This window comes from Aquamicrobium aerolatum DSM 21857, from assembly GCF_900113935.1.
Taxonomy (GTDB): Bacteria; Pseudomonadota; Alphaproteobacteria; order Rhizobiales; family Rhizobiaceae; genus Aerobium; species Aerobium aerolatum.
The window spans coordinates 145,904-156,896 of the sequence record NZ_FORF01000009.1; the positions used below are offsets into that span (position 1 = coordinate 145,904).

At 59.3% G+C, this 10,993-nt stretch carries 9 protein-coding genes and 1 pseudogene; 7 read left to right on the forward strand and 3 right to left on the reverse strand.

Annotation, left to right across the window (positions count from 1 at the left end; genetic code table 11):
• Positions 1-186: 186 nt before the first annotated feature.
• The 7 genes from BMZ42_RS09405 to BMZ42_RS09435 all read left to right on the forward strand — a co-directional run bounded on the left by BMZ42_RS09405 (position 187) and on the right by BMZ42_RS09435 (position 9,652).
• Positions 187-867 (forward strand): c-type cytochrome, encoded by a 681-nt coding sequence (locus BMZ42_RS09405; protein ID WP_091521420.1) that lies wholly within the window; start codon positions 187-189, stop codon positions 865-867.
• Between the two features lie 132 nt (positions 868-999).
• Positions 1,000-2,883: an extracellular solute-binding protein gene (locus BMZ42_RS09410; protein WP_420492457.1), complete on the forward strand. Its 1,884-nt coding sequence runs from the start codon at positions 1,000-1,002 to the stop codon at positions 2,881-2,883.
• Positions 2,880-4,748 carry an extracellular solute-binding protein gene (locus BMZ42_RS09415; protein WP_244523216.1) on the forward strand — a complete coding sequence of 623 codons (1,869 nt, stop codon included), beginning with the start codon at positions 2,880-2,882 and terminating at the stop codon, positions 4,746-4,748. The genes BMZ42_RS09410 and BMZ42_RS09415 overlap by 4 nt, the downstream gene beginning before the upstream one ends.
• Positions 4,749-4,813: 65 nt before the next feature.
• Entirely contained in the window at positions 4,814-5,899 is a 1,086-nt protein-coding gene (locus tag BMZ42_RS09420; protein ID WP_091521425.1) for a microcin C ABC transporter permease YejB, read from the forward strand.
• Positions 5,899-7,050 (forward strand): ABC transporter permease, encoded by a 1,152-nt coding sequence (locus BMZ42_RS09425; RefSeq protein ID WP_091521427.1) that lies wholly within the window; start codon positions 5,899-5,901, stop codon positions 7,048-7,050. The genes BMZ42_RS09420 and BMZ42_RS09425 overlap by 1 nt, the downstream gene beginning before the upstream one ends.
• Complete coding sequence (locus tag BMZ42_RS09430; protein ID WP_091521429.1) at positions 7,047-8,678, forward strand: ABC transporter ATP-binding protein; 1,632 nt, start codon at positions 7,047-7,049, stop codon at positions 8,676-8,678. Before BMZ42_RS09425 ends, BMZ42_RS09430 begins: the two co-directional genes overlap by 4 nt.
• Positions 8,679-8,701: 23 nt before the next feature.
• Positions 8,702-9,652, forward strand: a complete 951-nt coding sequence (locus tag BMZ42_RS09435; protein ID WP_091521432.1) for a 2-hydroxyacid dehydrogenase — start codon at positions 8,702-8,704, stop codon at positions 9,650-9,652.
• A gap of 8 nt (positions 9,653-9,660) precedes the next feature.
• Here the strand turns inward: BMZ42_RS09435 and BMZ42_RS09440 are convergent, their stop codons facing one another.
• From BMZ42_RS09440 to BMZ42_RS09450, 3 genes and pseudogenes are all read right to left on the reverse strand, one after another.
• Positions 9,661-10,521 carry a C40 family peptidase gene (locus tag BMZ42_RS09440; RefSeq protein WP_091521437.1) on the reverse strand — a complete coding sequence of 287 codons (861 nt, stop codon included), beginning with the start codon at positions 10,519-10,521 and terminating at the stop codon, positions 9,661-9,663.
• Positions 10,518-10,664 (reverse strand): annotated as a pseudogene (locus BMZ42_RS09445) (MarR family transcriptional regulator); the annotation flags it as partial. The gene BMZ42_RS09440 and the pseudogene BMZ42_RS09445, both read right to left, overlap by 4 nt.
• Before the next feature lie 147 nt (positions 10,665-10,811).
• Positions 10,812-10,993, reverse strand: a 182-nt coding sequence (locus BMZ42_RS09450; protein ID WP_175556680.1) for an ATP-binding protein, incomplete at its 5' end; no start/stop codon positions are given.

Genomic DNA, 10,993 nt, shown 5'->3' on the forward strand with positions numbered 1-10,993 from the left:
AACGCTCGCGGGTAAAGTGGCAAAAGGTCTCACGGGGAATAGCTCTTATATGTGTTGCAACCAGCGAGCAAAAGACCTAGTTTCCGGCCAAATTTCACCGGCATCTACCGCACGGGGACACGGCGTGTGCGCGAGGGGTGTACAGTTGCCAGCCTGGCGGTCGGTTGAGGGAGCATGTGGTAGGCGATGGACTCTTTTGAACTTAACAAAGTGATCGGCGCATTTCTTGCGGTCGTGTTCGTGATGTTTTCGGTCACTCTCGTGTCGGGGACCATCTTTTCAAGCCACGCTCCGGAGACCGCCGGTTATGCGATCGAGGTAGCCGAAGCTGCTCCGGGTGGAGCGGCGGCTCCTGCGGAGGCTGGCCCTTCGATCATCGAACTCCTCGCAACAGCAGATGCTGATGCGGGCAAGTCGGCATTCCGCCCTTGCGCTGCTTGTCACACAGCCGAGAAGGGTGGCCCAAACCGGGTCGGGCCAAATCTGTGGGGTGTCATCAATCGTCCGATCGCTTCGCATGAAGGCTTTAGCTACTCCGCTGGAATGCGCGAGTTCTCGCAGGGCAGCAGCGTGGCTTGGGACTTCGAGCACATCAGCCAGTTCCTGAAGGCACCGCGTTCCTATGTCTCCGGAACGTCGATGGCGTTCGCAGGCATCAAGAACCCGCAGCAGGAAGCAAACCTGATTGCTTATCTGCGTACCCTGTCGGACGATCCTGCGCCGCTCCCGCAGCCTGCGGCTGCGCAAGAGCCAGCAGCTGAAGAAGGCGCCGCTGAGCCAGCGCAGTCGACGCCTGCGACCGATGGCACCGAGGCATCGCCTGAGACTGATGCGGGCACCCCTGCCGAGGCACCTGCGCAGGAATAACCAAACACTGATCTTAGGATCACGAAAAAGCCGGGTTTAGCCCGGCTTTTTTGTTGCGTGCGCCATTGAGATGTTTTCATCCGCGCATGAAGCGGTACTGTAGCCGCGACAGGTTCAGATACGAGGGCAGGCATGGCACAAATGGTGTTCCGGGGTTTGACAGCATCGGCTTTGGCCGTGGTCGGGTTATTGGCAATCTCTGGTATTGCTGGCGCGGTTGAATGGCGCAGCACCTCGTCCTTGATCAATCCCGAGGCAGAAACCACGCCGTTCGAGCGTTATGATCACGTCAACCCGGACGCGCCCAAGGGCGGCCAGTTCAACACGATCGTCATGGGGACGTTCGACAGCTTTAATCCCTTCATTGTGCGTGGAACGGCGGCGGCCGGGCTTACCCTTTTCGGCGGCATCCTCTGGGATACGCTGATGCAGCAGTCGCTTTCTGATCCCGGCACCAGCCATGGTCTGATCGCTGATGCCTTCAAATACCCTGAGGATTTTTCGTCGGCGACCTACCGGATTGACCAGCGCGCGCGCTGGCACGACGGGCAGCCGATCACGGCAGAGGATGTCGTCTGGTCGTTCGATATGCTGAAGCAGCATAGCCAGATGCACAATCGCTACTACGCCAACGTCACCGAAGCCGTTGCCATCAGTGATCATGAGGTCGAGTTCAAATTCGACCAGACCGGCAACCGCGAACTGCCGCACATCATGGGCGATTTGCCAGTGCTGCCCAAACACTGGTGGGAAGGAACCGACGCTCAAGGCCGCAAGCGCGATTTCACCAAGCCGACGCTGGAAAAGCCGCTCGGTTCGGGGCCCTATCGCATTGCCAGCTTCCGTGCCGGCTCTGACATCACCTGGGAGCGGGTGGAGGATTATTGGGCTTCGTCGATCCCGGTTAACATCGGCCGCAATAATTTCGGGGCAAGGCGCTTTACCTACATTCAGGACGAGAATGCGATGTGGCAGGCTTTCACCAAGGGCGGCTTGCAGGATATCCGACTCGAAAACCGCGCCAGCCGGTGGGCAACCGAATACAAGTTCCCGGCATTCGAGCGGGGCGATGTTTTGAAGCGCACCTATAAGAGCACTGCCGGAGAACCGATGCAGGGCTTTGTGCTCAACACCCGCAAGCCGCAGTTCCAGGATCGTCGTGTGCGCGAGGCGCTGACGCTGGCATATGATTTCGACAGCCTGAACCGACTTCAGTTCCACGGTCTTTATCAGCGCACGACGAGCTTCTTCCAGGGCACAGAACTTGCTTCCAGTGGTGTTCCTCAGGGGCTTGAACTCGAGATTCTGGAAACGGTTCGTGACGACGTGCCTGCCGAGCTCTTCACCCAGCCATTTACTTTGCCCGTTTACGACTCGGCACAGTCGCAGCGGCAACATTTGCGACGTGCTTCTGAACTTCTCGCGGAAGCTGGCTGGCACGCCAAGGGCGGACGGCTCCTCAATGATCGCGGCGAGCCATTCCGCATCGAGTTTCTGTCTGCCAACGCCGATTCAGAGCGCACGACCGGCGCCTATATCAACGCTTTGCGCCGACTGGGCATCGATGCGACGCTCCGGATCATCGACACCAGCCAGTACGTGAATCGCGTCCGGGACTACGATTATGACGTCATCACCGGCCTTCTGATGCAGTCGCAGTCGCCAGGAAACGAGCAGCGCGAATTCTGGAGTTCGCAGGCAGCGGACATGCCGGACACGCGCAACTATGCCGGGATCAAGAACCCAGCTGTCGACAAGCTCGTCGAGCGGGTGATCTTCGCCAAGGATCGAGAAGAACTGGTGGCTGCCACGCACGCGCTCGATCGCGTCCTTTTGTGGGAATATTACTACGTTCCGCAATACAACAATGCCGAGATTTGGGTCGCCTACTGGAACAAGTTCGGCATCCCCGAAACGCAGCCGAGCTATGTCGGGGTTGACGTGGATTCATGGTGGATTCTTAAAGATCGTGAAGCACTCATCGACAGCACCTATTCAGATGAGAAAGCCAATTGAGGCGCTTTAACAGGCGTGATGTTCTCGCAATGGGGGCAGGCGCGATGGCGCTGCCCCTGCTGGCACGCGACGCGTTTGCACAACTTGCCACCGAGAAGCCGCTGCACGGCATCTCGGTGTTCGGCGATCTGAAATATGGACCGGATTTCGCGCATTTCGACTACGTCGACCCCGCAGCGTTGAAGGGCGGGCGCATCGTCACGCAGTCGCCTGTGAGGGTGTTCAACCAGAACTTTGACACGTTCGACACGCTCAACATGTATGTCTTTCGTGGCAATGGCGCATTCGGGATGCCGCTCACTTTCGCCTCTTTGATGGTGAGTTCTTCCGACGAAACCAGCTCCATGTACGGCTACGCTGCCGAAAGCGTCACCATCAGCCAGGACCGCCTCAGCTGGCGCTTTGCGCTCCACCCGGACGCCGCGTTCCACGATGGATCGAAGATCACAGCTGAAGATGTCGTCTTCACCCTGACGATGCTGCGAGACCTTGGTCATGAGAATCTGGCAAGTACGCTGCGCGCAGTTGCAGGCGTCGAAGCGCTTGATGAGCGCACAGTCGCTCTTACGTTGACCGAAGATGCCGGCGTCGCAACTATTCTTGCGGTGGCAGAATGCCCGATCTTTTCGAAGCGCTGGTGGGACGGCCGTGATTTTCAGGCATCGCTGTCAGAAGCGCCGCTCGGTTCGGGTCCATACCGAGTTGGCCGCTTCAATTTTGGCGCCTTCATCGAGTTCGATCGGGTCGACGACCATTGGGCCTCCAAACGTCCGGTCATGGTCGGACGCTTCAACTTCGACCGCGTACGTTACGAATATTATCGCGACCGCACTGCCTCCTTCGAAGCGTTCAAGGCCGGACTGATCACGTTCCGTGAGGAGTTCACCTCGCGCAACTGGGCGACCGATTACAATTTTCCGGCCGTGGCGGACGGCAGGGTCAAACTCGAGGACTACCCGGATGGGCGGCCTGCGGGCGGGCAGGGCTGGTTCTTCAACCTGCGACGTTCGAAGTTCGCCGACAGGCGTGTGCGTGACGCGCTCGGACTGATGTTCGACTTCGAATGGACAAACGCCAACATCATGTACAACTCGTTCGAGCGCTCAAACTCGTTCTTCGAGAATTCCGAAGGCAAGGCGGCGGGCATGCCCGATGCGGCAGAACTAGCGTTGTTGGAGCCTTTCCGCGATCAGTTGGATCCATCGGTGTTCGAGGAAGCCTACGTTGCACCCGTCAGCGATGGTTCGGGGCGGGATCGTGCCCGCGCTCGGGCGGCGCTGAACCTGCTGCAGGAGGCAGGGTGCACATTGGTTGATGGCCGATTGATGCTGCCCACGGGCGAGCAGTTGACGATCGAGTTCCTTGGAAACTCCGATACGTTCGAACCGCATCACAACGCCTATATCCGCAATCTGCGGCAGATTGGCGTGAAGGCGAGCTACCGCATCGTTGATGCCGCGCAATATGCATTGCGCCTGCGCGACTTTGATTTCGATATGGTGGTTTCCCGGTTCTCGATGTCGCCCTATCCTTCACCTTTTATCAGGATGGTGTTCGGGTCAAAGGGCGCCAACTCGCCGGGCTCGTTCAACATGGCAGGCATCGCCAATCCGGCGATTGACGCGATCCTGGAAAAGCTGATTGCGGCGCAATCTCAGGAACAATTCATGGTGGCCACGAGAGCGCTCGACCGGATCATCCGGGCCGAGCGCTATGTCGTGTTTCAGTGGCACAAGCCGGCGCATTGGTTAGCCTACTGGGACTACTATGATCGCCCGGCAAGCGGACCACGATACGATACGGGTGTGCTCGACACCTGGTGGACACGTCCTGACAAGATCGGTGCGTCCGGTATGTCTGGCTGACCTTCGTTTTTCTTGTCATAAGAGTCAGTGAATCACTTGTCCCAACGCGAATCTGAACGGACCTGATGGGCGCCTACCTTCTCCGACGCCTGCTTTTGATGATCCCGACCTTGTTCGGCATCATGGCAATCTCATTCATCGTCATCCAGTTCGCTCCCGGCGGGCCGGTGGAGCAGGTGATCGCGCGCATGAGCGGCGATGGCAGCTCAACCGACCGTCTGTCCGGTGGCGGAGCCGACCTGCAGCGGTTCGATCAGGGCAGCCAATCCCAGTATCGTGGCGCACAGGGACTCGATCCGGCGTTCATTGCGCAGCTTGAGAAGCAGTTCGGCTTCGACAGGCCTCCGGTCGAGCGCTTTTTCACGATGATCTGGAACTATGTTCGGTTCGACTTCGGCGACAGCTATTTCCGCGACATCTCGGTGATAGATCTCATCATCGAGAAGATGCCCGTTTCGATTTCGCTGGGGCTGTGGATCACCCTGATTTCCTATGCGATCTCGATACCCCTTGGTATCCGCAAGGCCGTCAAGGACGGGTCGGCTTTCGACGTCTGGACCAGCGGTATCGTCATCATCGGTTACGCGATTCCGGGGTTCCTGTTTGCCATTCTGCTCATGGTGTTGTTTGCGGGTGGATCGTTTTTCGACTGGTTCCCGCTACGCGGGCTCTTTTCCGAGAACTGGAGCTCATTGTCGTGGCCTGAGCGGATACTCGACTATTTCTGGCACCTGACGCTGCCCCTGACAGCCATGGTTCTGTCGGCCTTCGCCACCACGACGCTTTTGACTAAGAACTCCTTCTTGGATGAGATCCGCAAGCAATATGTGGTTACCGCAAGGGCGAAGGGATTGTCTGAAAGGCAGGTGCTTTATGGCCATGTCTTCCGCAACGCCATGCTCATCATCATCGCCGGCTTTCCCGGTGCATTCATCTCGGCATTCTTCACTGGCTCGTTGCTGATCGAGAACATCTTCTCGCTCGACGGCCTCGGTCTTCTGGGCTTTCGCTCGGTGCTCGATCGCGACTATTCGGTGGTGTTTGCGACGCTCTACATCTTCTCGTTGATGGGCCTGCTGGTCGGGCTCCTGTCCGACATGCTCTACACCTGGATCGACCCGCGGATCGACTTTGACCGGAGGGACGTCTGATGTCGGAGGTCGTTCTGAAGGCAGAGGTAGAGCAGGTTCGCCAGCGCGCGCGGCGTCCTTTCCTGTCGCCCCTCAACCAGCGTCGCTGGCAGAATTTCAAGGCCAACCGTCGCGGCTACTGGTCACTCTGGATCTTCCTGGTCCTGTTCGTGCTGTCGCTGTTTGCGGAATTCATAGCCAACGACAAGCCCATCCTCGCTTCCTACAAAGGCGAGATCCTGATGCCGGTTCTGGTGGACTATCCAGAGGAAAAGTTCGGGGGCTTTCTTGCTGTCACCGACTATCGCGACCCGGTCATCAGCGATGAGATCGAGGCAAACGGCTGGATCATCTGGCCACCGATCCGCTACTCCTACGGCACCGTGAACAATGACATTCCGGAGGCTGCGCCAGCCAAGCCGTCGTGGATGTACGATGCCGAAACACGGTGTGGTCGCTACTTTGGCGGCGTGGATGATCCCGGTTGCAGCGTCGGCAATTGGAACTGGCTTGGCACCGACGATCAGGCCCGCGACGTCCTCGCGCGCATCATCTACGGCTTCCGCATCTCTGTTCTGTTCGGCCTGACGCTGACGCTTGCATCGGCAGTCATCGGTGTGTCTGCCGGGGCTGTGCAGGGCTATTTCGGCGGCTGGACGGACCTGATCTTCCAGCGCTTCATCGAGATCTGGTCGTCGATCCCGGTGCTCTATCTCATCCTGATCATTGCAGCTGTACTGCCGCCGGGGTTCTTCATCCTGCTTGGGATCATGCTGCTGTTTTCATGGGTGGCATTTGTCGGTGTGGTCCGGGCGGAGTTCCTGCGCGCGCGTAATTTCGAATACGTCAACGCGGCGCGCTCACTTGGCGTGCCCAACCGCACCATCATGTTCCGCCACTTGCTGCCGAACGCGATGGTAGCGACCCTCACCTTCCTGCCGTTCATCCTCAACGGCTCGATCACGACGCTGACATCGCTGGATTTCCTCGGTTTCGGCTTGCCGCCGGGCTCTCCGTCGCTGGGCGAATTGCTGCGACAGGGACAGCGCAATCTCAATGCGCCATGGCTCGGCATCGCCGGCTTCATGACACTGTCGGTGATGTTGTCGCTGCTGATCTTCATCGGCGAGGCGACCCGTGATGCGTTCGATCCGCGAAAGACTTTCAGATGAGTTCCGGCCCGCTTCTTTCCGTTCGCGATCTCTCCGTTGCGTTCTCGCAAGGCGGCAAGGAATCCCTCGCCGTGGATCATGTTTCCTTTGATGTCGGGCGCGGCGAGACCGTCGCGCTTGTCGGTGAGTCAGGTTCCGGCAAGTCGGTGTCGGCGCTTTCGGTCCTCAAGCTGTTGCCTTACCCGGCTGCCAGCCACCCATCCGGCGAAATCCTGTTCCATGGCGAGAACCTCCTTGGCAAGGATGACAAGGCGCTGCGCAAGGTGCGCGGAAACAAGATCACGATGATCTTCCAGGAGCCGATGACCTCGCTCAATCCGCTGCACACGATCCAGCAGCAGATCGGCGAGATCCTCAAGATCCATCGCGGGATGGGTGATGCTGCGGCGCGTGAACGGACACTGGAGCTGCTCAACGAGGTCGGGATCCGCGAGCCAGAGAAGCGCCTTGGTGCCTATCCGCATCAGCTGTCGGGCGGCCAACGCCAGCGTGTCATGATCGCGATGTCGCTTGCCAATGAGCCGGAGTTGCTTATCGCAGATGAGCCGACGACCGCGCTGGACGTGACGGTTCAGGCTCAGATTCTCGAATTGCTGGCCGGGTTGAAGCAAAAGAACGGCATGTCGATGCTGTTCATCACCCATGATCTCGGAATTGTGCGCCGTATCGCCGACCGGGTCTGTGTGATGACGAAAGGCAAGATCGTCGAGACCGGGCCGACGAAGGAAATCTTCGACAACCCGCAACACGAATATACCCGACACCTGCTTGCAGCCGAGCCGAAGGGCATGCCGCCTGCGGCCGATCCTGATGCTCCGACGGTCCTCAAGGGCGATGGGATGAAGGTGTGGTTCCCGATCAAGCAGGGGTTCTTCCGCAAGACAGTCGATCATGTAAAGGCGGTAGATGGCGTCGACGTCGAGGTGAAGGCGGGACAGACGCTGGGTGTCGTCGGCGAGTCGGGATCTGGCAAGACGACGCTTGGACTTGCTCTGTCGCGAATGATCTCGTCGCAAGGCAGGATCACACTCGGCGACCGTCAGATCGACCAGTATTCCTTCAAGCAGATGCGCCCCTTGCGGCGCGAGATGCAGATCGTTTTCCAAGACCCGTTCGGATCGTTGTCGCCGCGCATGTCGGTGTCGGAGATCATCGAGGAGGGGCTCAAGATCCACGAACCCCAACTTTCTGCCGATGACCGAGACGATCTTGTCGTCGATGTGCTTCAGGAAGTCGGGCTGGATGCGCAGACCCGTTTCCGCTACCCGCACGAGTTCTCCGGAGGGCAGCGCCAGCGTATCGCAATCGCCCGCGCAATGGTGCTGAAGCCCCGCTTCGTGATGCTTGATGAGCCGACGTCTGCCCTCGACATGAGCGTTCAGGCGCAGGTGGTCGATCTGCTGCGCGAATTGCAGCGCAAGCACCAGCTCGCCTATCTGTTCATCAGTCACGATCTGAAGGTCGTGCGCGCCTTGTCCAACACCGTGATCGTGATGCGCGCCGGCAACGTTGTCGAAACCGGCACGTCAGAACAGATTTTCCGCGATCCGCAAACCGACTACACCAAGGCGCTGATCTCTGCTGCCTTCGATATAGCGACCGCGCCTGCCGGTGTGGTCGCTCAATAAACAGGCTTCAGGGGTAACATCGCATGTCCAGTTCAGCGCGCCGGCGCATTCTTCTGTCCGTCACCGGATATCGGTCCAATGTCTGGGAAGAGCTCCTGTCAGGTGAGTTCGAGGTCGTGCGCGAGCCAGATCATGCAGAAGACCCGACGATCGAATATGCAATCGTCTGGAAGCATCCGCATGGTGTGCTTGCGCGGCTACCAAATCTGAAGGCGATCCTGTCACTGGGGGCAGGGGTCGACCATATCCTGACCGACCCACATCTGCCGAACGTTCCGATTGCGCGCGTCGTGGCGCAAAACCTGACGCAGCACATGCAGGAATACATCGCCTGGCGCGTGCTCGATCATCACCGCCAAGGTTCCACCTACCGGGCGCAGCAGGCGGTCAGCACGTGGGAAGAACTGTCTCAGCCAACCGCTTCAGATGTCAGCGTTGGCATCATGGGCCTTGGTGAACTTGGCGCCGCCGTCGCGCGCACGCTGCAGGGCCTTGGCTTTAGCCTGAACAGCTGGACCCGGACTCCGAAGCAACTCGACGGTGTGAAGAGCTTCCACGGGCAGGAGGGGCTCGCACCATTCTTGGCCGCGACGGACATTCTGGTCGCGCTCCTGCCGCACACGCCAGCCACCGAGGGTATTATCGACTACGAGCTTCTGCGTGGGCTTCGTCGGGACAACCGGATCGGCGGGGCGGTCTACATCAATGGCGGGCGCGGCATGTTGCAGAACGAAGATGACATTCTGCGCGCGCTTGACGATGGGACGTTGAAGGAAGCCAGCATCGACGTGTTCCGTACCGAGCCATTGCCGCTGGAAAGCCCCTTATGGTCGCATCCACGCGTCTTCATCACGCCGCACGCTGCGGCGACGTCCGATCCTGTGCACCTCGCGCCGCTGATGCTGGACCAGATCGCGCGCGTCGAGCGCGGCGAGCCGATGCTTCACGAAGTCAATCGCGACGAGGGATACTGACGCGGACCTCAGGGGCGACGGAAGCTGGTCGGCTGTCCATAAAGGTAGCCGATACGATCCACCGCATATCGAAGCGCCTCCCGTGAGACCATCATGGTGTGCCCGTTGGCGTGGATCATCGTCTCCGCGTCGACCATGATCGCCACGTGGCCTTTCCAGAACACCAGGTCGCCGCGTCTCAGACCACGCAGGTCTTCGCCAGTGTTCAGCGGTTCGCCGACGCATTTTTCCTGCATGTCGGTGTCACGCAGCACATCTGTCCCCGCCATGCGCATGGATAGTTGCACGAGGCCGGAGCAGTCGATGCCGAAGGCGCTCTTGCCACCCCACAGATAAGGTGTGCGCTCGAGGCTCTCGGCAACCGAGACATAGTCTTCGGCCGCGCTGCCAACCGCCTGCAAGTGGCTGGCGATCAGCGCCTCTGCGTTTTCCAGAAGGGCATAGTCGGTCCCACGTGTCGTGGCACTGCCAACGACCCGCACCTCGTTGCCAAGTGACAGAGCACGTATTGCGCGTTTCTTCATGTCGGCTTCGCCGTATACGAATGTCCGTGGAACAGCCACGACATGCGTCGCAGGGGCAGATTGCGGCGCAAGATGAGCAGCCGCTACATACCCGACATAAAGATCGCGCTCTGCCTGTACCCATGCATATCCGTCTTCTTCGGCAAAGACCCGTACAGCGTCTCCAAGCAGGAGTTGGGTGTCCAGACCCGCATCGTCACGCGGTGCGTTGCGCATGTCGAGGACGGGCGTCGCCACCTGCATCTGCTTGCCCTCGACGAAACGGCTCGCTTCGACACGACCTTGCAGACGCAGGTCGGCGAGTTCAGGTCGAAATGCGTTCAGTCGTTTGTCGAGTGCAGTCACAGGGGAAGCTCCGCAGCATTTTCAATGACGATATCACCAAACCGCTCGACGAACAGCGCGCCTTCCACCGTGCGCTTGATGAGAACATTGCGTTTGTCGGCAGGGTCTCGGTGGCGCGACACGAGCTGCAGCGCGCCCATTGTCAATGACCGTGGAAACGGGACCCCGCCTTTTCGTGTAAAAGGGACCCCGGTTAGAGCTTGTGAAGGGCACGCCGGTTAGCGCCCGATCAGGCGAAGCTGGTCGGGGTTGCACAGCCTGATCGGGCGCGGCTGATTGGCTTTTCGGCTTTAGCTTTGAGAGCGGCTTTTGAAGCGCCAGGATTCGTTTCCGGTCTCGACGATTTCGCAGTGGTGCGTGAGCCTGTCCAGCAGTGCGGTCGTCATCTTGGCGTCGCCGAAGACGCTCGGCCATTCTGCGAAAGCGAGATTGGTGGTGATGATGACGCTGGTGCGCTCGTAAAGCTTCGAGA

Bases quoted from the DNA above. Each gene is read 5' to 3' on its own strand.
- BMZ42_RS09405 (WP_091521420.1), top strand. From the start codon at position 187: ATGGACTCTTTTGAACTTAACAAAGTGATCGGCGCATTTCTTGCGGTC.
- BMZ42_RS09425 (WP_091521427.1), top strand. From the start codon at position 5,899: ATGTCGGAGGTCGTTCTGAAGGCAGAGGTAGAGCAGGTTCGCCAGCGC.
- BMZ42_RS09410 (WP_420492457.1), top strand. From the start codon at position 1,000: ATGGCACAAATGGTGTTCCGGGGTTTGACAGCATCGGCTTTGGCCGTG.
- BMZ42_RS09430 (WP_091521429.1), top strand. From the start codon at position 7,047: ATGAGTTCCGGCCCGCTTCTTTCCGTTCGCGATCTCTCCGTTGCGTTC.
- BMZ42_RS09435 (WP_091521432.1), top strand. From the start codon at position 8,702: ATGTCCAGTTCAGCGCGCCGGCGCATTCTTCTGTCCGTCACCGGATAT.
- BMZ42_RS09420 (WP_091521425.1), top strand. From the start codon at position 4,814: ATGGGCGCCTACCTTCTCCGACGCCTGCTTTTGATGATCCCGACCTTG.